This is a genomic window from Halosolutus gelatinilyticus, assembly GCF_023028105.1.
In the GTDB taxonomy this organism is placed as follows: Archaea; Halobacteriota; Halobacteria; order Halobacteriales; family Natrialbaceae; genus Halosolutus; species Halosolutus gelatinilyticus.
In genome coordinates this window covers 1,366,616-1,389,150 of record NZ_CP095491.1, presented here as the reverse complement: position 1 = coordinate 1,389,150, position 22,535 = coordinate 1,366,616, and the positions used below count along the sequence as shown (strand labels likewise).

The 22,535-nt window shown below is 66.5% G+C and carries 21 protein-coding genes; 14 read left to right on the top strand and 7 right to left on the bottom strand.

From position 1 onward, the window contains the following. Positions 1 to 102 precede the first annotated feature (102 nt). Positions 103 to 1,077: an aldo/keto reductase gene (locus MUH00_RS06930; RefSeq protein WP_247003344.1), complete on the top strand. Its 975-nt coding sequence runs from the start codon at positions 103 to 105 to the stop codon at positions 1,075 to 1,077. Positions 1,078 to 1,202: 125 nt separating this feature from the next. Then, positions 1,203 to 1,358, top strand: a complete 156-nt coding sequence (locus MUH00_RS06925) for a hypothetical protein (RefSeq protein ID WP_247003342.1) — start codon at positions 1,203 to 1,205, stop codon at positions 1,356 to 1,358. A gap of 307 nt (positions 1,359 to 1,665) precedes the next feature. On the opposite strand, the gene MUH00_RS06920 is transcribed toward MUH00_RS06925, so the two are convergent. Both MUH00_RS06920 and rnz read right to left on the bottom strand, forming a co-directional pair. Then, positions 1,666 to 2,286, bottom strand: a complete 621-nt coding sequence (locus tag MUH00_RS06920) for a TMEM175 family protein (RefSeq protein ID WP_247003340.1) — start codon at positions 2,284 to 2,286, stop codon at positions 1,666 to 1,668. A 97-nt stretch (positions 2,287 to 2,383) separates the two neighbouring features. Beyond that, the gene (rnz, locus tag MUH00_RS06915; RefSeq protein WP_247003338.1) at positions 2,384 to 3,325 is read right to left on the bottom strand and encodes a ribonuclease Z; all 942 of its coding nucleotides are present in this window, start codon (positions 3,323 to 3,325) and stop codon (positions 2,384 to 2,386) included. A 204-nt stretch (positions 3,326 to 3,529) separates the two neighbouring features. On the opposite strand from rnz, the gene MUH00_RS06910 reads away from it, so the two are divergent. The 3 genes from MUH00_RS06910 (at position 3,530) to MUH00_RS06900 (ending at position 6,253) form a co-directional block, all read left to right on the top strand. Continuing rightward, entirely contained in the window at positions 3,530 to 4,645 is a 1,116-nt protein-coding gene (locus tag MUH00_RS06910) for a DUF7282 domain-containing protein (RefSeq protein WP_247003336.1), read from the top strand. A gap of 120 nt (positions 4,646 to 4,765) precedes the next feature. Then, positions 4,766 to 5,770 carry an AAA family ATPase gene (locus MUH00_RS06905; protein WP_247003334.1) on the top strand — a complete coding sequence of 335 codons (1,005 nt, stop codon included), beginning with the start codon at positions 4,766 to 4,768 and terminating at the stop codon, positions 5,768 to 5,770. Positions 5,771 to 5,815: 45 nt separating this feature from the next. Next, positions 5,816 to 6,253: an acyl-CoA thioesterase gene (locus MUH00_RS06900; RefSeq protein WP_247003332.1), complete on the top strand. Its 438-nt coding sequence runs from the start codon at positions 5,816 to 5,818 to the stop codon at positions 6,251 to 6,253. Positions 6,254 to 6,282: 29 nt separating this feature from the next. Here MUH00_RS06900 and MUH00_RS06895 read toward each other — a convergent pair whose 3' ends face one another. Then, positions 6,283 to 7,389, bottom strand: a complete 1,107-nt coding sequence (locus MUH00_RS06895) for a TIGR01177 family methyltransferase (protein ID WP_247003330.1) — start codon at positions 7,387 to 7,389, stop codon at positions 6,283 to 6,285. Positions 7,390 to 7,590: 201 nt separating this feature from the next. Between MUH00_RS06895 and MUH00_RS06890 the strand changes: the two genes are divergently transcribed. Continuing rightward, entirely contained in the window at positions 7,591 to 8,151 is a 561-nt protein-coding gene (locus MUH00_RS06890; RefSeq protein ID WP_247003328.1) for a TATA-box-binding protein, read from the top strand. A 358-nt stretch (positions 8,152 to 8,509) separates the two neighbouring features. Next, positions 8,510 to 8,929, top strand: a complete 420-nt coding sequence (locus MUH00_RS06885) for a DUF7344 domain-containing protein (protein ID WP_247003326.1) — start codon at positions 8,510 to 8,512, stop codon at positions 8,927 to 8,929. A 66-nt stretch (positions 8,930 to 8,995) separates the two neighbouring features. Here the strand turns inward: MUH00_RS06885 and hisG are convergent, their stop codons facing one another. After that, the gene (gene hisG / locus MUH00_RS06880) at positions 8,996 to 9,847 is read right to left on the bottom strand and encodes an ATP phosphoribosyltransferase (RefSeq protein ID WP_247003325.1); all 852 of its coding nucleotides are present in this window, start codon (positions 9,845 to 9,847) and stop codon (positions 8,996 to 8,998) included. 146 nt (positions 9,848 to 9,993) lie between these two features. Between hisG and MUH00_RS06875 the strand changes: the two genes are divergently transcribed. The 3 genes from MUH00_RS06875 to MUH00_RS06865 all read left to right on the top strand — a co-directional run bounded on the left by MUH00_RS06875 (position 9,994) and on the right by MUH00_RS06865 (position 11,554). Continuing rightward, positions 9,994 to 10,242, top strand: a complete 249-nt coding sequence (locus MUH00_RS06875) for a hypothetical protein (protein ID WP_247003323.1) — start codon at positions 9,994 to 9,996, stop codon at positions 10,240 to 10,242. 156 nt (positions 10,243 to 10,398) lie between these two features. After that, positions 10,399 to 11,142: a DNA polymerase sliding clamp gene (locus MUH00_RS06870; RefSeq protein WP_247003321.1), complete on the top strand. Its 744-nt coding sequence runs from the start codon at positions 10,399 to 10,401 to the stop codon at positions 11,140 to 11,142. Between the two features lie 76 nt (positions 11,143 to 11,218). Further along, positions 11,219 to 11,554, top strand: a complete 336-nt coding sequence (locus tag MUH00_RS06865; RefSeq protein ID WP_247003319.1) for a HalOD1 output domain-containing protein — start codon at positions 11,219 to 11,221, stop codon at positions 11,552 to 11,554. A 75-nt stretch (positions 11,555 to 11,629) separates the two neighbouring features. Here MUH00_RS06865 and MUH00_RS06860 read toward each other — a convergent pair whose 3' ends face one another. Continuing rightward, a complete protein-coding gene (locus tag MUH00_RS06860; protein ID WP_247003317.1) occupies positions 11,630 to 12,490 on the bottom strand; it encodes an alpha/beta fold hydrolase in 861 nt (286 codons plus the stop codon). 233 nt (positions 12,491 to 12,723) lie between these two features. On the opposite strand from MUH00_RS06860, the gene priL reads away from it, so the two are divergent. Next, entirely contained in the window at positions 12,724 to 13,803 is a 1,080-nt protein-coding gene (gene priL / locus MUH00_RS06855) for a DNA primase regulatory subunit PriL (RefSeq protein ID WP_247003315.1), read from the top strand. A gap of 36 nt (positions 13,804 to 13,839) precedes the next feature. Here the strand turns inward: priL and MUH00_RS06850 are convergent, their stop codons facing one another. Further along, a complete protein-coding gene (locus tag MUH00_RS06850) occupies positions 13,840 to 14,103 on the bottom strand; it encodes a DUF7472 family protein (protein ID WP_247003314.1) in 264 nt (87 codons plus the stop codon). Positions 14,104 to 14,365: 262 nt separating this feature from the next. Here MUH00_RS06850 and MUH00_RS06845 point away from each other — a divergent pair, with 262 nt between their 5' ends. Continuing rightward, positions 14,366 to 14,989, top strand: coding sequence for an SWIM zinc finger family protein (locus MUH00_RS06845; protein ID WP_247003312.1), 624 nt, complete (start codon positions 14,366 to 14,368; stop codon positions 14,987 to 14,989). A 148-nt stretch (positions 14,990 to 15,137) separates the two neighbouring features. Next, on the top strand, positions 15,138 to 17,021 hold the full coding sequence (locus MUH00_RS06840) for an acyl-CoA dehydrogenase family protein (protein WP_247003310.1): 1,884 nt from the start codon (positions 15,138 to 15,140) through the stop codon (positions 17,019 to 17,021). A gap of 113 nt (positions 17,022 to 17,134) precedes the next feature. Here the strand turns inward: MUH00_RS06840 and MUH00_RS06835 are convergent, their stop codons facing one another. Beyond that, the gene (locus MUH00_RS06835; RefSeq protein WP_247003308.1) at positions 17,135 to 18,478 is read right to left on the bottom strand and encodes a cytochrome P450; all 1,344 of its coding nucleotides are present in this window, start codon (positions 18,476 to 18,478) and stop codon (positions 17,135 to 17,137) included. Between the two features lie 1,339 nt (positions 18,479 to 19,817). On the opposite strand from MUH00_RS06835, the gene MUH00_RS06830 reads away from it, so the two are divergent. Further along, positions 19,818 to 22,373 carry a methyl-accepting chemotaxis protein gene (locus MUH00_RS06830; protein ID WP_247003306.1) on the top strand — a complete coding sequence of 852 codons (2,556 nt, stop codon included), beginning with the start codon at positions 19,818 to 19,820 and terminating at the stop codon, positions 22,371 to 22,373. Positions 22,374 to 22,535: the final 162 nt, after the last annotated feature.

Sequence of the window (22,535 nt, the reverse complement as noted above, 5' to 3'; positions counted from 1 at the left end):
TCACGCGGGGGATTTCAGCAGAGGATCGCATCGATGCTCGGCTGTCTGAATCGTTCTGCCGGTGCCTGTGCTTATTTGCCGCCCCTTGCGGGATGCTTCTTTATGGAGTACACCACCCTCGGTTCGACCGGGATGGCGGTCAGCAAGATCTGTCTGGGCTGCATGAGCTTCGGCAGCGATCGCGAGTGGATGCTCGACGCGGACGAGAGCCGCGAGTTGATCGAGCGCGCGATCGATCTCGGGATCACCTTCTTCGATACGGCGAACGTCTACTCCGCGGGCGAGAGCGAGGAGATTCTGGGAGACATCCTCGCGGACTACGATCGCGATCGGCTGGTCGTCGCCTCGAAGGTCCGCTTTACGGGGGCGAACGACCACCGGAACGCCCGCGGCCTGTCGCGAAAGACGATCGAGCAGGAACTCGACCACTCCCTCGACCGGCTCGGGATGGACGCCCTCGATCTCTACCAGATCCACCGCTGGGATTACGATACGCCGATCGAGACGACGATGCGCGCGTTAGACGCCGCAGTTCGCCGCGGAGCGGTGCGCCACGTCGGCGCGTCCTCGATGTGGGCCCACCAGTTCCTCGAAGCGCGCCGGGTGAGCGAGCGCGAGGGGTTGGCGCCGTTCGAGACGATGCAGAACCTCTACCACCTGGCCTACCGCGAGGAGGAACGGGAGATGTACCCCGTCTGTAACGAGTACGACGTCGGCACGATTCCGTGGAGCCCGCTCGGTGCGGGCTACCTCGCGCGGCCCCACGAGGAGTTCCGGACGACGACCCGGGCCGACCACGAGATCGAGAACGCCGGCGTTCCGTACCACGAATTCCCCGTCAGCCGGGAGATCAACGAGCGCGTCCAGGAACTGGCCGACGAGTACGATGCCACCATGGCCCAGATCTCGCTGGCGTGGCACTTCCAGAACGACAACGTGACGGCGCCGATCGTCGGCACGTCCAGCATCGAGCACCTGGAGGAGGCCGTCGAGGCGCTCGGCATCTCCCTCTCGAGTTCGGACGTCGAGTACCTCGAAGCGCCCTACGAGCCGGTGGCCGTGTACGGCCACGAGTAGCGACGCGGAAGGACGCTTTTTCTGCCGAAACTCAAAATCGACGCGATCGTCGCTCCGAGGGCTCGAACGCGATCGTCGGGACGAACCACCCCAGACGCTTTTTCTCGGCGCGTCGTTGGTCCCGTATGAATCGACGCCTCTTGGCTGGCGTCGTGGGGACGTGTCTCGGACTGGTCGGGTACGCGCTCGGGACCGCCGTCGCGTACCCCGGCCGATCGTTCTCGATCACCCTCGTCATGGTCGGCGTGACGCTGCTCGCGATTGGGGTGAACGCCGAATGATCGACGTGGTGATCGGCCGACGGGGCGGACCGACTGGAACGACGGCCGCGGAGGACTCCGCGGACCTGGCGGCGCTCGGAAGTCGAGCGATCTCGCCTGAATCGACGCGACCGGCGGCGACGCGACCGACCTTCGCCGGCTCGCCGACGTCTTCGACATCCACTCGCTGTCGGTCGACGACGTCACCGGCGGCGGGCGGACGAAAGTCGAGGAGTTCGACGCGTACACCCTCGTTCGAGCAGCGGCGACTCGAACGCATCGAGGAGGCCGTGATCGACGACCCCTCGGGTGCTCCGCGTTCCTCCGTTCACTCCTCGTCGAAGGGTTCGAGTTCCCGCCTGTATCGACGGACCCAGTACATCTGCAGCGGGATGATCAGCAGGACGATGTAGAACGCCAGGGTGAGCGAGACCGCCGCGACGCCGATCGAAAGCAGGAAGACGAGCGGAGAGATCAGCCCGCGGCCCGTAACCAGCCACGCCGTCCGATCGCTGATCTCGTCGCTGAGGTATTCCTCGCGAGCCGCGTACGCCCAGACGACGGTCAGCGAGAGGCCGACGAGGATGATGTTCAGCGCGTAGAGGGTCCAGGCGAACTGCGTCCCGTAGGTGCCGATCAGTTCGGTCGGAAACGGGAGAAAGGAGACCGTGAGCAGGAAGATGAGGTTGAGCCACAGCAGCACTCGATCGTGGCGGACGATGTGCTGAAAGATGTTGTGGTGGACGATCCAGTAGAGACCGACGACGAAGAAACTCAGCAGGTAGCTGAACAGCAGCGTCCCCTGGTCGGTCACCGCCGCCGGCAATTCGTCGGGCGGGACGTTCGGCACTTCGAACTGCAGGATGAGCAGCGTGAGGACGATCGCGAACAGGCCGTCGCTCAGCGCCTCCATCCGATCGGTGTCCTGCCCGCCGATCGTCCTGACCATACGGAAGCGACGACGCGGAGGCCCGAATAGTTCGTCCCGATTCGCCGCGCGTGAGACGCCCGGTTCGCTCCGCGGCTCCCTCTCTTCCCGTCGTCCGCTACTCGTCGGCGTCCGGATACGGAATGTCGAGCGTGTCGCCGTCATCCGGGACGAAGACGTTCTCGGCGTCGCCGTCGAAGACCTCGCGGGCCTGCTCCTCGTGATCGTCGGTATAGCCGGCGTAGCGCGAGGAGAGGTGCATCAGGGCCAGCCGATCGGCGCCGGTCCGAGAGGCGATCTCGGCGGCCTGGCGCGCGGTCGAGTGGGCGGTCTCCGCGGCCCGCTCGGCGCGGTCGTCGGCGAACGTCGCGTCGTGGATCAGTAAGCCGGGGTCATCGGCTGCGTCGATCGTCGCCGTCGTAGGCCGGGTGTCGCCGGTGTACACGATCGTCCGACCGGGGCGGGGCTCGCCGACGACCTGGTCGGGTTCGACGACGGTGCCGTCCTCCAGTTCGACGGGTTCGCCTTCGTGGAGTTTCGAGAACTTGGGGCCGACCGGCACCCCCAACTCTTCGGCGCGCTCGCGGTCGAACCGGCCCTTGCGATCGTCCTCGACGAGGGCGTAGCCGACCGACCGGGCGTCGTGGTCGGTGCCGAACGCCCGAACCTCGTACTCGTTGGCGCGGTGGGCGACGTCGCCGTCGCCGACCTCGTCGATCCGGACGGGAAACGAGGGGCGGTTTCCGAGGGCGTTCACGAGCGATTTCAGCTGGCGGCGCGTACCGTGAGGGGCGTGAATCGCCAGCGGCTCCTCGCGATCGTTGAAGGCCATCGTCTGGAGCAGGCCGGGAATTCCGAGGACGTGATCGCCGTGGAGGTGCGTGACGAACAGGTGCGAGATTGAAAAGCCGGTTCCGAATCGCATCATCTGCCGCTGGGTCCCCTCGCCGGCGTCGAACAACAGCTGGTCCCCTTCGCGGGCGACGAAGATCGCACTCGGGTTCCGCTCGGTGGTCGGAATCGCCCCGCTGGTTCCCAGAAACGTCACGCGCAGTGGCATCGGTTCACAGTCGGCGGGCTGCGGCTAAACCGGCTTCGGATTGGGTCCCCTGGAGTCCGAGCGCGATCGCCGGCCGGCTGTCGGATCGCGCGTCGCCGGGGATCGTGGGTCGATCCGTTGCCCGTTTCTCATCCACCAGAATCAAAAGCGTCCTTTAAGCCGGTGGCTGCCGAACGATGGTCCAACGCACGCGGGTCCCTCACAATGAGTTCGAGACTGCAGTTCGGCACGATCAAGCGCATCGTCGCGATCCTGATTGCGATCGCGATCGTCCTCATCGCTGGGATCGTCGTCGGACAGGCACCGGCGATCTTCGGCGTCGACGAGAACCCGGAAGCCGAGATCACGTTCGAGAATCAGGAGGGTGACGGGACGAGCGTGGAGATCGACGCGGTATCCCTCTCGGACGGCGGATTCATCGTCATCACGGACGGGGGCGACGAGCCGCTGGCCGTCTCCGACTATCTCGAGTCCGGCAGCCACGAGAACGTCACGATCGAGCAGGAGGAGGGCGGCCCGGAACTCTCCGGACAGCTGACCGCGACGGTCCACCGAGACACGAACGGCGACGAGACCTACTCGTACGGCGAGAGCGAAGGCGAGGAGGATCAACCCTACCTCGCGGACGGGTTCCCGGTCAGCGATACCGCGACGGTGACGGTCGACGATGGGGAGAGTCCGCTGCAGGATTCATTCCTCGTCGAATCGATGGACGCGCCCCCGACAGCGACGACGAACGAGACGATCGAGGTCGTCGCCGAGATCCGTAACCCGACGGAGGCGAACGCCCAGCAGAACGTCCAGCTCCGCCTCGACGGACAGGTCATGGAGTGGCAGGTGCTCGAACTCGGCCCCGGGGAGTCGCGGGAGGTGTCCTTCTCGCTCGACACCACCGGGACCGCAGCCGGAAACCGGACGATCGGCGTCTACACCGACGGCGACGGCGCGCTCTCGGAGATCGAACTCGAGTTCCACACCGAGCCGAACGTCACGATCGTCGACGCGAACGAGCGGACGGTGACCGCCAACGCGGCGATTCCGGCGGAGGGCTTCGTCGCGATCGAGAACAACCAGACCGGGAACGTGATCGGCACGAGCGACCAGCTCACACCCGGCGAACACGAGAACGTCACCGTCGACGTCAACGAGAACGCGACCGTCGACGAGGAGGACGATCTGGTCGCCGTCCTCTACGAGGGCGACCCGGAAGACGTCGATGCGGCCTCCCCCATCGAACGCGACGGCGAGCGCGTCGAAACGACGTTTACGATCGCGGACGTGCAGGCCGGGGGCGGCGGTGACAACGAGACCGGCGGGTGACGGCGGGGCGGCGACGAGCGACGGCTGACGGCACGATCGATGACCGTCGGATGACCGGACGCTGCGATTCGCGGCGATCGATCGACCGATTCTTACCCGTCCCGCCCCTAGCCGGTGGCGATGGACGCGCCGCTGTGGACCGACACCCACGCCCCGGAGCTGGCCGAGTTGCCACAGGACGACGCTCGCGAGTACCTGGAGCGAGCGGTCGAGGAGCCGATCAACCTCATCCTGCAGGGGCCGCCCGGGAGCGGGAAAACGGCGGCGGCGCGTTCGCTGGCCCGGGAGGCGCACACCGACCCCGACAGCGACCTGATCGAGATCAACGTCGCCGACTTCTTCGGGCGCACCAAGACCGAGATCAAGAACGACCCCCGGTTCGCCTCGTTTCTGGTCGGCCGATCGTCGCTGTCCAAGCGGGACATGATCAACCACGTCCTGAAGGAGTCGGCGAGCTACGCGCCCGTCTCGGGCGAGTACAAGACGATCCTGCTGGACAACGCCGAGGACGTCCGCGAGGACTTCCAGCAGGCGCTCCGTCGCATCATGGAACGGCACCACCGGACGACGCAGTTTATCGTCGCGACCCGCCAGCCGACGAAACTCATCCCGCCGATCCGATCGCGGTGTTTCCCCGTTTCCGTCCGCGCGCCGACGAGCGAGGAGATCGTGACGGTTCTCGAACGGATCGCCGACGCCGAGGGCGTCGACTACGACCCGGACGGCCTGGAGTTCGTCGCCGGATACGCGAACGGGAACCTCCGGCAGGCCATTCTCGCGGCGCAGACGACCGTCGAGCAAGAGGGCGAGTTGACGATGTCCGCAGCCTACGAGACGATCGGCGAGGTCGGCCTCGACGACGAGGTCGAATCGATGCTCGACGACGCCGAGGCGGGCGAGTTCACCGACGCCAGAGGGACCCTCGACGATCTGCTCGTCGACGAGGGCCTCGACGGCGAGGAGGTGCTCGCGGAGATCCTTGCCCTCTCCCGGAAGCGGTACCAGGGCGAAAAACTGGCCCGCGTCCACCGACTGGCCGCGGACGTCGAGTTCGAGATGCAGGCGGGGACGAGCGATCGGATTCACCTCTCGCACCTGCTGGCGGAACTCGGTCGGGACGCCTAACTACGCGGAACCCGGCTTTTTCGGACTGCGCGTCGAGTAGCCGTTATGCCAACCGTCCTCGAGACGCACATTCGGAACCGCTTTCGCGTCCAGCCGAATCACGCGAACAACAACGACACGCTCCACGGCGGCAATTTGATGAAGTGGCTCGACGAGGTCGGCGCCATGTCGGCGATGCGCTTCGCCGGCGAGACCTGCGTCACCGCCCGCGTGAACGAACTCGACTTCGATCGCCCGATCGGGATCGGCGACATCGCGCTCGTCGAGGCGTACGTCTATGACGCGGGGCGGACGAGCGTCGACGTCGACCTCCGCGCGTGGCGGGAGAACCCCCGGACCGGCGAATCCGAGCAGACGACCGAATCCTCGTTCACCTTCGTCGCGATCGACGGCGACGGACGACCGGTTTCGGTCCCCGAACTCACCGCCGAGACGGAGGAGGAGAGGAGGCTCCGAGAGCGCGCGCTCGCGAACGAGTCGTAACGCCGCAACCCCGCACCGACCCGCCGCCCTTACGCCGACAGCACCAGCACATACCGCGTCAGTGATCGGTGCACCCGCCGTTCGAACGCTGATTCGAGTTCCCAGCCCGCGGCCCGCGCCTCCGCGGCCCACGATCGATCGGCGACGACGACCGCGCGATCGGCGACGCGGCGGGCCTCCGACAGCGCGCCCGACACGAGGTCCTCGAGACGGTGGGTTTCGATCTTCGACTGGCGACCGTACGGGGCGTCGAAGACGACGCCGTCGATCGCGTCGTCCGCGATCGGGAGTCGGGTCGCGTCGCCGCGGGCGACGCGCCAGAACCCCCGATCGACGCCGATCGGGGACGCATCGTCGCGATCGAGGTAGTGCCGCAGGTTCTCGCTGGCGCCCCGGACCATCTTCGTCTGCGCGTCGGTGCCGAGCACGTCCGCGCCGACGAGTCCGGCCTCGACGAGCACTCCGCCGGTGCCGCACATGGGATCGAGGATCGCAGCACCGGGACGGGCGCCGGCGACGTTGGCGATCGCGCGAGCGAGCAGCGGGTCCATGCTGCCGGGTTGGAAGAAGGGCTTGTCCGTCGGCGCGCGGGCGCCGAAGTCCCGGACGCTCTCGGCGGCGAGCCAGCCGAGCGCGCAGACCGAGACGCGCTCTCCGATCGGGTCGTCGCCGTCGATGGGGGCTAGCAGATCACCAGTCTCCGCATCTGTGCTCGCGGTCGCCTTCGTCCCGGACTCGTCGAGGCGGCCCTCGGAAAACGCCGCACGCAGCACGTGATCCGGGTCGTCGAGGTCGACCGCGAACCCGCGATCGACCAGCACCTGTCCGAGTTCGCGCTCGGCGCGCGACGCGCTCACGCCGGTCGCCCCGTGGACGTCGGTCGCCCGCACCGCGACCGTTCCCTCGCGATCGATCGGAGCCGCCTCCAGCAGCGCGCGGGCGCCGTCGATATCGGCGTCGGTCCGTCCGACGAGTTCGCTCGCGCGGTGTGCGTAGGCGAGTCCCCGAATCCGCGCGGGATCGATCGCGTTCGCCGCGGCGAGCCCGGGCGCGATCCGCCGAACGCCGGTCGCGGCGTGCTCCGCTTCCGCGGCCGCGAACGCGTCGTCCTCGCCGCCCAGTTCGAGGAAGTACACGTTCGTCCTTCGCCGCGGGTCGCGTATGAGCCTACCGTTTTCCCGAACCGCGGCCGTCGCTCGGGCTCGAGCCCGTCTCGCCGGACGACCGCGCGATCGGACTCGAACTGTCACCGGAAGTACCGGTATCTGTATAAACCGGATATATCAGGTGGCGGCACCAACCTTTATAAACCTTAAATACGTCTTTTTAAGCGACTTATGACGGACCCGAAGGACACCATAAACATCGAAAACGTGGTGGCGTCGACCGGCATCGGACAGGAACTCGACCTGCAGAGCGTTGCGATGGACCTCGAAGGGGCGGACTACGATCCCGAGCAGTTCCCCGGACTGGTCTATCGGACGCAGAACCCGAAATCGGCAGCGTTGATCTTCCGGTCGGGGAAGATCGTCTGCACCGGCGCCAAGAGCACCGAAGACGTCCACGAGAGCCTCCGCATCGTCTTCGACAAACTCCGCGAGCTCCAGATCCAGGTCAACGAGGACCCCGAGATCGTCGTCCAGAACATCGTCACCTCCGCCGATCTCGGGCGGAACCTCAACCTGAACGCGATCGCGATCGGCCTCGGCCTCGAGAACATCGAGTACGAGCCCGAACAGTTCCCGGGACTGGTCTACCGACTCGACGAGCCCGAGGTCGTGGCGCTGCTGTTTGGGTCCGGAAAACTCGTCATCACCGGCGGGAAGAAACCCGAAGACGCCGAACACGCCGTCGACAAGATCGTCTCGCGTCTCGAGGACCTCGGCCTCCTCGAGTAACGCCGATCGCGTTCCGAACGCTGCCGCGGCGCCACCGGCGTGACCGTTCGTGGCGACTCGTTTTTCGGTCACCGAGCGTCGTTCCATCGGCTTGCTGACGGCGGATCCCGTTCGAGCCGTCCGGACCCCCGCCATTTCGTCGTGGGGCATCCACGTTCGGTTCTCGAACGCTCTCTCCCCGCTCCGAGACGGTTGGTTCGCCGAGTTTTCGACGGTTTCCGCCGAACTATCGATCGTTTCACGTCCGTTCACGACCGTTCAAGCGGATGTAAACCGTCGATACTCGTCTAAACTGTTGCCGATCGACCAGAACGACCGACCGCGTTTATCCACCGATCGTTGTGAGTCTCCGCCGACGATGACGATCCACGCAACGCGGAAGCGGCCCGATTCCGATCCGTCGACCGACGCTCGGCACAGCTCCGTGCTGCTTCGTCCGCTCTCGCGCGAGGACATCCGCCGGCTGCTCGACAGCGACCGCCGTCGCGAGGTCCTTCGGTGTCTGCTCGTCGCGGAGGAACCGATCGCGGTTCGAACGCTGGTTGGGCGACTGGCGGACGCCGAACACGACGCGACGGCCGTGACCACGCTCCACGAGTTGCGCCAGCGGATCCACGTCTCGCTCATTCGAACGCACCTCCCGCTGCTGGAAACCCACGGTATCGCGTCGTACGATCGGGACTGCGGTCTCGTCTCCCCCGGCGCGAACCTCCCGGCCATCGGCGCCGTCCTCGACGGCGGTCCGATCGAGACGCCGATCGCCACGCGACGGGAGTAACGGCGCGCCGTCGCTCCGTTCGCGTTCCGCTTCGTTCGACCCGCGCTCACGCCGCGACGCCGTCGATCACTCCACGAGGCGTTCGATCTCGGTGACGAGGATCCCGCTCGCGCCCGCCTTCTTGACCTCGGTGATCGTCTCGAAGACGTCGCGTTCGTTGACGACGGCGTGGACCGCCATTTTCTCCCCGCCGTTCGCGATGTCCATGATCGTCGGGCCGCCGAGGCCGGGGAGGACCTCGCGCACGTCGTCGAGTTGCGACTCGGGGACGTTCATCATCAGGTACCGCTTCCCGTCGGCGTGTTTGACCGAGGAGAGCGCGGTCCGCACCTCCCCGACCTTCGGTTGATCGAGGACGTCCTCGCGGGCGAACAGTCGAACGGAACTCGCGAGCACCTCCTCGACGACGGCCAGCCGGTTCATCTTCAGCGTCGTCCCCGTGCTGGTGATGTCGACGATCGCGTCGGCCATCTCGACGTGCGGGGTGAGTTCCGTCGCGCCCGAAACCTCGACGACGTCCGGTTCGACGCCTGTTTCGGCGAAGAAATCGCGGGTGATGTTCGGGAACTCGGTGGCGACGGTCTTGCTCGCCAGCTCCTCGACGCCGTCGATGTCGCCGTCCTCGGGCGCCGCGAGGACGAGCCGGCAGCGGCCGAACTCGAGGTCGAGCAGTTCCTCGACGTCGTCGACGCGGGCTTCCCGGACCTGATCGTAGCCCGTGATCCCCATGTCGGCGGCGCCGTCGGCGACGTACTCGGGGATGTCCGCCGCGCGGGCGAACAGCACCGTGACGTCGGGGTCGACGGTGTCGGCGTAGAGTTTCCGATCGGCACCGTTCTCGAGGTGGAGCCCCGCCCGCTCTAACAGATCGATCGTCGGCTCGTGCAGGCGGCCCTTGTTGGGAACGGCGATTCGCATTTGTCGGCCCTTCGGGGTCGGCGGAGAACTGTCTTTTCATTCGAGCACGCGTTTCGCCCGGTTTCGCGCGCCGGTCGAGGGTGGACGCCGCTCGTGGTTGCGAATTCCGGGATAGCGGTTATCCCGGCGACCCGTAGAACCCTACTATGACCGACGAGGTCTCGACGGAAGACGGCGGCAAGCGCGTGATCGACAGCAACGGCACCGAGATCGGCGTCGTCCTCGACGTGGACGACGAGGAGGGGACGGCGTACGTCGAGCCGAACCAGGAGGTCGGCGGCGAACTGAAGAGCAGGCTCGGGTGGGGGTCGGACGCCCAGAGCGAGTACCCCCTTCGGAACGACGCGATCGGCGAGATCACCGACGAGGAGATCCGACTGCGCGAAGAGTACTGAGCGGTCGTTTATCACGCGTCCCGACCGTCCGTCGCAGCGATCGTCGGAGTCGCGACGAAACCGATCGACGCCGGGCGATCGTCGACGGGTTATCGGATTCCCCCGCCCGCGCGTAAAGGGTGGCTTTTTATGGCAACCGTCCGTAGGCCGACGCATATGTTCAAGGCCATCGTGAGCGCGGAAACGCTCACCAGCGCGCTCGATTCGGTGAGTGTGCTGGTCGACGAGTGCAAGATACACTTAGAGGAGGACGGCCTGTCGATCCGGGCCGTCGACCCCGCGAACGTCGGGATGGTCGATCTCTCGCTCGATGCGGCGGCCTTCGAATCCTACGAAGCCGACGGCGGGTTGATCGGCGTGGACCTCTCCCGACTCGAAGACATCGCGGGGATGGCCGAATCCGGCCAGCTCGTCCAGCTCGAACTCGACGAGGAGACGCGAAAGCTCCACATCCAAATCGACGGACTCGAGTATACGCTCGCGCTGATCGACCCCGACTCGATCCGCCAGGAACCGGACATCCCCGACCTCGACCTGCCCGCGGAGGTCGTCCTCGAGGGGAAAGACGTCAACCGATCGGTGAAGGCGGCGGACATGGTCTCCGACCACATCGCGCTGGGCGTCGACGAACCGGAGGAGTACTTCTACGTCGACGCGGAGGGGGACACCGACGATGTCCACCTCGAACTCACGCAGGCGGACCTGATCGACCTGCAGGTCGGTCCCGCTCACTCGCTGTTCTCGCTGGACTACCTCAAGGACATGAACAAGGCGATCCCCGGCGACACGGAGGTCACGCTCCACCTCGGCGAGGAGTTCCCCGTCAAGATCTACTTCGGCTTCGCGGACGGCCAGGGCCAGGTCACGTACATGCTGGCGCCGCGGATTCAGAGCGACTGATCGCCGCTTCCGATCGAATAAAAAGACGCCACATAGGAAGGTCCGATTCTACCCATCTCGATGCGATACTGCGGGTATGTCCTCCTCCGACGACGCGGACGACAGCGCTTCTCGCGACGCGAGCTACGTCACGACGTTCGATCCCGAGGCCGGCGATCGGGCCAGCCGGGCCGTCGTGTCGGCGATCGCCGCGCTGACCGGCGCCGATCCGACCGACGTGGCGTCCCTGTACGACGTCCTCGAACCCGAGGCGCTCGACGCCCTCTGCGCCCACGCCCAGCGGACGGGAACCGCGACGGTCCACCGGTTGTGGTTCGAGTACGAAGGGTTCGACGTCTGCGTCCGCAGCGACGGTCAGATCCGAATCCTCGGACCGACGGACGACGCCGCCTCGACGCGCGGGAAGGAGTGAGCCGCCGGGTGCGGGCGCCGTCGGTACGGGAGCTACCGGCGGGTCGTGCGGAATCACAGCCCGCGCCGACGGCCGTCACTCGTGCTCGTCGAGAAACGATCGCAGTTCGTCGGTGACGCGATCGGCGTGCTCGATGAAGAAGCAGTGCGAGCCGCCCTCGACGAGTTCGAGTCGGGCGTCCGGAATCTTCTCCGCGAGCAGTTCGCCGTTCTCGACCGGCACCACTCGATCGTTCGTCCCGTGGCAGACCAGCGTGGGGACGCGAATCCGATCGAGGCGATTGCCGACGTCGAAGTTTAGAACGGCCGCGGCCTGGGCTTCGCGGGCGGGATCGCTCGCGTCCCGTTCGAGTCGCCACTCGATGATCCGGTCCATCAGGTGCGGATTTCGGTTCGTAAAGCGTTCGGAGAACGCGGGGCGCATCCGGTGTCGCAGCGTCTCGCGCTCGCTCGCCCCCTTCGGGACGTCGAAGATGTGCTCCCGCGTCTCTTCCGGTACCGGGAGCGCGTCCGGGCCGCCGTGACTCGTACACAAAAGTGTCAGCGTCTTCGCCCGGGAGTACTCCAGCGCGTAGCGCTGGGCGATCATCCCGCCCAGACTCGCACCGACGAGGTGGGCGTCGAAGACGCCCGCGTCGTCGAGGACGGCCTCGAGATCCGCCGCCAACCCCTCGATCGAATACCCTGCGAGTTTACCACTCAGCGGCGCCCGGAGCTTCCGCGGAAGCCGCGGAACCAGCGGCGGCAGACCGGCGTCCGATCGGCCGGTCCCCCGGTTGTCGGGCGCGATCACGCCGTACTCCCCGGCGAGGGCCTCCCGCTGCCAGCGCCACATCCACCGCCCGTACCCGAGTCCCTGGACGAGCACGACCGGCGTTCCGTCGCCCTCGTCGCGCTCGTAGTAGATCGACACGCCGTCTCGACTCACCCGTGGCATACTCGCCGTGACGCGTCGGGCGCCCTTGAAATCGACCCTCCGACTGCGCCAAGTGCGGATTACTCGATCGCCTTCTCGCGAACGCCCCGCCGCGACGGGGTGATAACCTGACGTTACCGACGAACGCGATCGATCGGCCCGCGACCCGCGAATCGGCGCGCCGAAACGGTCACGAAATCCTGACGATCCGCCAACCAGCACGTTTACCCTGCCGCAGTAATATTGCATTACCGATGCAGCGACTGCACGCCCGGTACCCGTTCCTCGAAGCCGCTCGCGACGCCGTGGCGACGGAGACCGTCGATCTCGCCACCGTCGTCGAGCAGGATCGGGCGGTCGTCGAGCGCGCCTGCGATCGGGTCGTCGCGACGCTCGAGGAGGGGGACACGGGGACGCCCCGACGCGACGCGCGCGTCGAACTGCTCTCCTACCCCGTCGCCCGCGTCCTGGTTTCGCTGGTCGGCGAGCGCGTCCTCGTCCGCAAGTACGCCCGCGCCGAAGCGGCGACGGCTTTCGAGCGCTTCACCGACGACCTCGCCGACACGACGGAACTGAAGAGCGTCGAGTCGACCGGGCTCGAACTCAGCGACCTGCTGGCCGAGTTCGACCTCGAGGACGACGTCCGGGAGACGGGAGACGGCTACCGGATCGACGTGGGGACCTACCTCCCGCTCGCGGCCGACCTGTGGGACGACGAGTGGCGACTCGTCAACCGCGCGCTGACCGGCGGGGGCGTCCCGATCGACGAGTCGGAACTGCTCGCGCTCCTCCGGGAAGCGATCCGGACCCGGGTCGAGGACGGCCTCCCGTTCGACGTCCCCGAGATGATCGCGACGGCGCTTGAGGCGGAGGCGGAGGAGATCCGCGCGATCCTCGCCGAACTCGATCTCACCCGCGAGATCGACACGGTCGTCCCCGAGATGTTCCCGCCGTGCATGAAGGCCCTGCTCGACGCGATCCAGAAGGGCGAACACCTGCCCCACCACTCCCGGTTCGCGGTCACCGCTTTCCTGACGAGCATCGGGATGAGCACGGACGAGATCGTCGACCTCTATCGCGTGAACTCCTCGTTCGGCGAGGAGATGACCCGCTACCAGACCGACCACATCCGGGGGGACACCTCGCCGACGGAGTACTCGCCGCCCTCCTGTGCGACGATGCAGTCCTACGGCGACTGCGTGAACAAGGACGACCTCTGCGAGCGGATACCCCACCCGATGGCCTACTACGAACAACGGATCGACGACGCCGACGACGATCTCGACGACTGGCGCGAACGAAACGGCGAGGAGGAGGCGGCAAGCGGCGATTGAGCGTTCGATCCGGCCGGCCGTCGCGATCGGCGAGGGTCAGACGGCGTTTCGCGCGTCGGCGTCCTCGTCCGTCTCGACGTCCTTTTCGGGATCGTTCAGCACGAACGCGAGTCCGATCCCGACGGCCGTCATCACGAAGATAAAGCCGATGATCGCGCCGACGAGCATCTTGCCGCCGTCGGAAGAGAGGGCCCCGTTGTCGCCGCCGTACATCGACCCGATGCTGATCATGGTTCCGAGCATCAGGACGACCGCGGTGACGGCCACGACGATTTCGATTATCTGCTGGCGATCGACCATTGTCGAATCGATTTCTCCGGCCCGGTGAAAAGCGCTTCGAAGGCCGCGGCGGAGCGTCCCGGATCGAATTCGATCGTCCGCCAGCGACCGGAGCTGCCCGGAGAATCGGGCGGCGGACGACCGTCCTGGCGCGTCTCTGGATATAAACTCGCACCCGGAGTATGCAGGCGCGACCGTTATCTCCTCGAAGCCCCTATCGACATCGAATAGCCAGCCGATCGAATCCTCGCCGGCGTTCCGCCGGCTGCACATCGACGCACCCATGAAAACAACAGCGTCACCGAAAGCACCACTGCCAGTTTCGCCAGTCGACCACCTCGAAGAGCGATCGCGTCGGGCGCGCGCCGAACCGATGTCCGTGCTCCCGCTCGGCGACGGCCTCTACGAGATCGAGTCCGCCAGCGACCACACCTACCTCGTCGACCTCGAAGCGGGGCGGTGTACGTGTCCGGATCACGTCTTCCGGAGCGCCCGCTGCAAGCACGTCCGCCGCGTCGCAATCGAGATCAACGAGGGACGGACGCCGCCGCCAGGCGAGATCGCCGTCCCCTGCCACGACTGCGGGAGCGCCGTCTTCGTCGACGAGGACGCGTCCGGGCCGATCTATTGCGAGGAGCACGCGATCCGGCCGGGCGACCTCGTCGTCGATCGAGAGACCGGCGATCGGCTCACCGTCGTCGACGTCTCCGATCTGCGGGCCGACGCCGTCCAAATTCGGCCGGAGGGAACCACCGTCGCCGAGTACGGCACGAACGAGACCTACGATCCCGACGTCCCCGTCGTTGGCGCGGTGTACCCGCACGCGACCGTCGCGCCCAACGGCGTCGTCCCCGAGTCGCTGAAGGTCTACACCTTCCCGCGGACCCGGCTGGAGAAGGCGACGTAGCGTCGAACTGCCGCATTCGGCCGACCGATCGGCCGCGGCGCTCGTCTCTGGCGTTCGTGTCGCCGTCCTTCCGCGGCGAAAACGCTCGCAAACTCCCGACGCGTTGACTCGCTGCCGTTTTATTGTCGTTCGTCAACAATCGGCACATATGAGCGACGGGATCGATTACGGCCGATTCGAGGAGGGACGGGACGTGAACTACTGGGAGCTCGATCGGGCGCTGCAGCGAGAACTGCGCCGGATCTACGCCGACGACGAGTTCGACTGGGCCGAGCCCCGCCTGTCCGAGTTCGGCGCGATCGTCGGTCGCACGATCGCGGACAACGCGGACTACGTCGACGACCACGGGCCAGAACTCGAGACGTACGACAAGTACGGTGAAGTTCAGAATTTCGTCCGGTACCCCGCCGAACAGATCGAGAACGAGCGTCTCACGTACGAGAGTGGCATCGTCGCGGACGCCTTCGAGGCGCCGCCGAGTCGCGACGAGCCGATGCCGCTCTCGCACAATCTCGCGATGCAGTACCTGCTGTGTTACGCGGACCCCGGCTTCGACTGCCCGGTTGCGATGACCGCGGGCGCGGCGCTCGTCCTGGAGAAGTTCGACGACGGCCCCCTGGCGGAGTACTACGAGGCCCTAACGAGTCGCGAGTACGACGACCTGATCGAGGGCGCGATGTTCCTCACCGAGAAGCAGGGCGGCAGCGACGTCGGCGCGAACGAGACGCGCGCGGCGTACGACGACGAAGAGGGGTGCTGGCGCCTCTCCGGCGAGAAGTGGTTCTGCTCGAACGTCGACGCCGAGGGAACGCTGGCGCTCGCCCGGACCGACGGCGCTCCGGCGGGAACGGACGGCCTCTCGATGTTCCTCGTCCCGCACAGCGATCCAACGGGTTCAGCGGCGAGTCCCGTCACGAAGGGCGATCGACTGGAGAACGGACCGCTCTCGCCCGACGAGGTGAACGACCAGCTGTACCGCCGCCTCAAGGACAAACTCGGGACCGTCTCGGTTCCGACGGGCGAAGTCGAGTTCCGCGGTGCGAAGGCGTACCTCGTCGGCGAGGCGGAGAACGGCTTCCGACAGATGGTCGAGATGCTCAACCTGGAGCGGCTCTCGAACGCCGCCGCGTCGTGCGGAATCATCGGTCGAGTCCTGCTGGAGAGCAAGATTCGCGCCGCGAACCGCGAAGCCTTCGGCGAGACGATCGATCAGTATCCGCTGATGCGGGAGGATCTGGTCGACATGACCGTCGCCCACGAGGCCGCGACGGCGTACGTCTTCGAGGCCGCGCGGCTCTTCTCCGAGCGCGAACGCGCCGAGCGGAGCGCGGAACTCCGTTCCGCGGGGGCTGCGAGCGGTGAAACCGCGAGCGCCGGGGGTGAGGCCGACGACGAGTACCGACTGATGCGGCTCCTGATCCCGATCGCCAAACTCCGCACGGCTCGGATGGCGGTCGACGCCGCCTCGTACGGGATGGAGATTCAGGGCGGCAACGGCTACGTCGACGATTTCGTCACCAACCGCCTGCTCCGGGACGCGCAGGTGCTGCCGATCTGGGAGGGGACCGAGAACATCCTCTCGCTCGACGTGCTCCGGGCGCTGGAGCGCGAGGACGCCCACGAACCGCTGCGCGAGGCGATCGAGGACCGACTCGAGCGGATCTCTCATCCGGCGCTCGCGGACGCCGCGGCAACGGTCGAATCCGAGTACCAGAACCTCGCGAGAGCGCTCGCGACGCTCGCCGGCGACGACCCCGAGTACGCGCAGCTCTCCGCGAAACGGCTCGCCCGCTACGTCTTCGACGTCTTCACCGCGGCGCTGCTACTCGACGAAGCCCAGGCGGAACTCGAGGCCGGCAACGGTCGGCTGGCGCTCATCGCTCGCCGGTTCATTCAGACCGAACTCGCGGACCGCGAGGCGCGGGGGATCACGAGCGGCGATCGGTTCGTCCTCGAAGCGTTCGACTCGATCGTCCGGCACGCGCCGGTGGAGCCGGAGACCGTCTCGGAGACGGCGACGGCGAGCGAGTAGCTCGCTCCAGCGGGCGGAACTCGTCCGATCCGCACGGACAGTTCGCCGGCGTTCCGATCGGGCCACGTTCGTGCGGCGAAGACCGCGTTACAGCGCTCGCGAGGGGCGCGCGATCACGACCGGCGGACGAGTTCCATCGGCATCCCGCCTTCGGGATGGGCGGTCAGCGACCCGCGGAGGTCGATCGGGTCGGATTGGGTGCGGTGCAGGCGGAACTCGCGGGCGACGATCGCCGCGATGATAGGCGCTTCGAGCATCGTGAACCCTTTCCCGATGCAACTGCGCGGGCCGGCCCCGAACGGGAAGTAGGCGTAGGTCGGGTGGCGCGGGTCGGTCCACCGATCGGGATCGAACGTCTCCGGGTCGTCGAAGTAGCGCGGGTCGCGGTGGGTCGCCCACTGGGACAGGAGGACGAACGCGGCCTCGGGGAGGCGATACCCCGAAACCTCGACCGGGCGATCGACCTGCCGGAAGAGCGCGTACACCGGCGGGTAGAGCCGCATCGTCTCCCGGAGGACGTTTCGGAGCGTCGCGAGCTGCCGCACGTCGATCGCCGTCAGCTCCCGGGGGTCGTCCCGATCGTCGAACAGCGCGTCGACCTCCGCGTGAATCCGCCGTTCGACGTCGGGGTGCTCGGACAGCAGCGCCCAGGCGTACGTGAGCACCAGCGCGGTCGTGTCGTGACCCGCCAGCAGCATCGTCAACAGTTCGTCGCGGATTCCCTCCTCGTCGATCGCTCCCGCCTCGCGAGCCCGCAGGAGCAACGCGAGCAGGTCGCGGTCGTCCGGGTCGATCCCTCGCCGCCGACGCCGATCGACGAACACGTCGACGATCCGCTCGAGTTCGGCGATCGAGCGGTCGAACTCGCGTTGGGTCGGCGTCGGCACCCACTCCGGCACCACAAGCCGCCGCGGGTCGGGCTCGAACCGCCGGCCGATCGGCTCCAGGAGTCGGCGGATCTGGCGGGATCGGCCGGGATCGAGATCGATTCCGAACATCGACTCGACGATGATCTCGAGCGTCGTCCGGGTCATCTCCCACTCGACGTCGCGCTCGTCGCCGTCGTTCCACCGATCGACCATCTCGACCGATCGCCGAGCCATCATCGGAGCGAGGTTCGAAATTCGATCGGGGGCGAACGCCGGTCCCGCGATATCCCGGCGTTCGCGCCAGGTCTCGCCCTCGCTCAACAGCAGGCCCTCGCCGAGGAGGTCGCCGAGCGCGTCGGTCTGGAACCGCGGCTTGGAGAAGGCCGACTCCTCGGTCACGAGCACGCGTTCGACGGCCGTCGGCGCCGTGAACAGGTACGTTCGGTTCGGCCCGAGGTCAAAGGCGGCGACGTCGCCGTAGGCGTCGCGCAGCTCCGTCACGAATCGGAACGGGTCCGCCGCGTACCGCGGGAGAGAGCCGGCGATCGGAACGCCGCGCGGACCGGGCGGACGGCTGTGCGAACTCATCGCATTCCTCTCGGGCCGGACGGCAAAGAGGGTTTGGTCGCCCTCGGAAGACCTATCACCGCCGCCGGTTCGAGCGAACCGACCGATCGAAAACTCTATTGGAGTTTTTTCACTGGAAGATTGGGAAAATACAGATGATTGAAAAGACACTCATTCTACCGCTACACCAAACGTACCGATGAGCCGATCGTCACGATCCCTGTCTTCGGGCTTGGATCGTCTCGATAACGACATTGTTCGGCGCGGCGTCACAGGCCCCGAGAGAGACGGCATCCGCGACACCGTGGTTTTCGCGAAGCGTCGGGCGAACGATCCTCGAAATACCGATTCCGTCCGAGTTGAGTGGGTGGCAGAGAAGATCGACCGATTCAGGATCACGGCAGCGGACGGCCAGTACCGCTCGACAGCGAGCCGTCATCGCGGTTCGTCACCTGCACCGTGATCCGGACTGCGATCGGCACCGGGCCGTCGGCTGGCTCCGCATCTCCGGTTCCACCGGCGCGTGCCGGACGATCGAGTCGCACGAAATCCGCAGCGATAACTATGCCTTCTGATAACCACAGAGAATTGATGTAAATGGCGCAAAAACGGATTCTCGGTCATAATAAATTCCTATATAGTTTATTATGTCCACGAAGTTCGGAACAACCCGAGGACGCACAGCGTAATTACGAACGTATGCCTGTAAATTGATCGGGGCGCCGTTTCCGGTCGTCGGGTCTGCCGACCGTGGAACATCGGTGACCGGCGGCCGGCGGACGGCCGATGCGTTCCCGCGCGGCCCTGTCACCGTAGGATTAGTCGGTCGAACTGCCGGCGGTCGACGGATACCGAAACTCTTCCCGCAAGATCCGGATATACACAAAATCTGTCTATTTGGTGAATACATGATATAATTATGTCATATATCGGTCGACTGAGTCGGCTGTTTCTCCAAGTATTAGCAGGTAAAAATGAGCAATCAACCATCGAATGTGTTGGTAAATCGTTAGCGTTCGATCGGGTGGATCGACGGAGCGAATCTGACGGCCGAAGAGCGGAACGGCGGGAACGAGCGGGTACCGGTGTCTTGAATCGACTTCGAACGAGGGATCGGCGCCGAGGAACTGCGCGATTCCGGGGTGATCGCGGGACGATCGGAAGGCCAGAAGAGGTTGAAATAGCGAATAATTTATATATTGTAACGACAATTAAGAACTGCTTCGAAGATCGCCGCAGTACGGCAGCCAGGCCGGTAGCATCGGCTGACGGTTCGTAAACTGGGGGCGAGAGGCGATACGGGAGCGTACGGCGGAGAGACACAGATGACGAACGAACGAGACCACTACGGGGCGGACGGATGACTCGCACGGACGACGAACACGAGAACCGGGACTCGACCGGCGGGATGCCGGCGTCGCGACGGCGACTGGCGTCGACCCTCGTTCCGGATCCGATCAGACGGCGGTACGCGGCGAAGTTCGCCGTTTCGATCCTCGCCGTCGTCCTGGTGATCGCCGCGATCGGCGTCGTCGGCTACGTCCAGGCCGGCGACACGGTCGAGCGCGACACCCGGAACACGCTGAATTCGTCGGCGACGATGCAGGCCGACGCGCTCGGCGAGTGGGCCGAAGGGATGCGGGTGCAGACCCTGTCGGTCGCCCGATCGGAATCGATAGCGAACGCCGACGGTTCCGAGCTGAACAGTCGTCTCGTGACGACGCGACAGCGGTTATCGGCGGACGTGCGGGCGGTACACTACGTCGACCTCGAGTCCGAGACGGTCGTCGCGAGCACGCACAATCCGATCGTCGGTAGCAAACTTGACGCCGTGGCCGAGCCCTGGGCGGAGGCGTCGACCGTCCGGAACGGCGGGAGCGGCGACGTCCGGACGTCGTCGGCGTACCGGACCCCCAACCTCGACGACAAGGTGATGGCGTTCGTCGCGCCGGTTCCCGGCAAGGACGCGGTCGTCGTCCTCGTCGGCACGATCGAGTACCGAGTGAGCACGCTCCACCATCCGACGGTCGGGCACTCGACGATTATCCTCGACGCGAACGGCGACGTGGTGCTGGGTGACGAGCGAGGTGCCGTCAAGGCCTTCGGCGACCAGCGGGAGCGGGAGGTGCTCGCCGCGGTCGACGAGGCGGGCGACGTCAGGCAGGAACGACGGGACGGCCGAGTGCTGGCGTACGCTCCTGTCGAGGGGACGGACTGGATCGCGGTGACGGCCGTCTCGACGGAGCAGGCGTTCGCGGTGCGCGATGAGGTCGGTCGCTACGTCGCCACGATCGTGCTCGTCAGTCTCGTCGCGCTCGGCGCCGTCGCGCTGGTGCTCGGGCGGCAGACGGTGTCGCCGCTCGCCCGGCTTCGCGAGCGGGCCGAACGGATGGAAGCCGGGGACCTGGACGTGACGCTCGCGTCGCGCCGGGAGGACGAGATCGGCCAGCTCTTCGCCGCGTTCGCGAACATGCGCGACGCGTTGCGGGCGCAGATTCGCGAGGCCGGACGAGCTCGCGAGGAGGCCGAGCGGGCTCGCGCGGAGACCCAGCGGATGAACGAACACCTCGAACTGAAAGCCGACGAGTACCGATCGGTGATGGACCACGCCGCGAACGGGGACCTGACTGCGCGGATGGATTCCGAGAGCGATAGCGAGGCGATGACCGAGATCGCCGTCGCGTTCAACAAGATGCTCGCCGAGATCGAGGCGACCACGGAGCGAGTGAAGCGCTTTGCCGAGGAGGTCGCCACCGCCTCCGAGCAGGTGACCGCCTCCAGCGAAGAGGTCCAGAGCGCCAGCGAACAGGTCACCGAGTCGATACAGGAGATCTCCGACGGCGCCGATCGGCAGAACGACTCGCTGCAGACCGTCGTCGGAGAGATGGACGCCCTGTCAACGACAACCGAGGAGATCGCCGCCTCGTCGAACGAGGTCGCCGACTTCGCCGAACGCACCGCCGAGACGGGCCGGGACGGGCGGCGGGCCGCGAAACTGGCGATCGAAGGGATGAACTCGATCGAGACCGAGAACGAAGAAACCGTCGCCCAGATCGAACGATTGCAGGAGGACGTCGCCCAGATCGACGACCTCCTCGAGTTCATCACCGACGTCGCCGACCAGACGAACATGCTGGCGCTCAACGCCAACATCGAGGCCTCACGGTCGATCGAGGCCGACGACAGCGGGTTCGGCGCGGTCGCGACGGAGGTCAAGGAACTGGCCGCCGAGACGAAAGACGCCGCCGCGGACATCGAAACCCGTCTCGAACGGATCAAGACTCAGACGGACACCGCCGTCGACGAAGTTCGCGGAACCGCCGCCGAAATCTCGGATCACACCGACTCCGTTCGCGACGCGGCGGACGCGCTCGAGGAGATCGCCGGCTACGCCGCCGAGACCAACACCGGCGTCCAAGAGATCAGCGCGGCGACCCAGCAGCAGGCCGCCTCGACCCAGCAGGTCGTCGCCATGGTCGACGGAGCCGCCGCCATCAGCGAGGAAACGTCGGAGGAAGCCGAAACCGTCGCCGCCGCCGCCGAAGAACAGACCACCGCGCTCACCGAGGTCTCACACTCCGCGTCCGACCTCGCGACCCAGGCGTCGCACCTCTCGACGGCGCTCGACCGCTTCGACACTGCCGCGGACGTCGACGGGTCGATCGAACGCGACGGCGAACCGGCGCTCGGAGAGACCGTTCCGGCGACGGATTCGAGTCGCGAGGGCGCGGCCGAGACGGCTCGAGTCGGCGACCGGAGCGACGACCGCCCGGGGTCCGGCGACGCCCCGTCAGCCGACGATTCCGACGCCGGGTCCGCGTCGTCCGACGACGACAACCGGAGGGGTGACGTGTTCACGTTCGGCCGGCCCGCGGACGGTCGAGACGGAGCCGACGGCGAATCGCCGTCGGAGTAGTCGAGGTCGCGATCGTACCGCCGCGATCGGATTTCGCTCGCTATTTTCCGATCGTGTGATCGGGCCAATATATTTATTACAGACAAAACTTATAATAATTGCCTCGTGGAACGTCCCGATGATAGCGAACGGCGGCGCGGGATTCGACCGGCCAGTACTGGA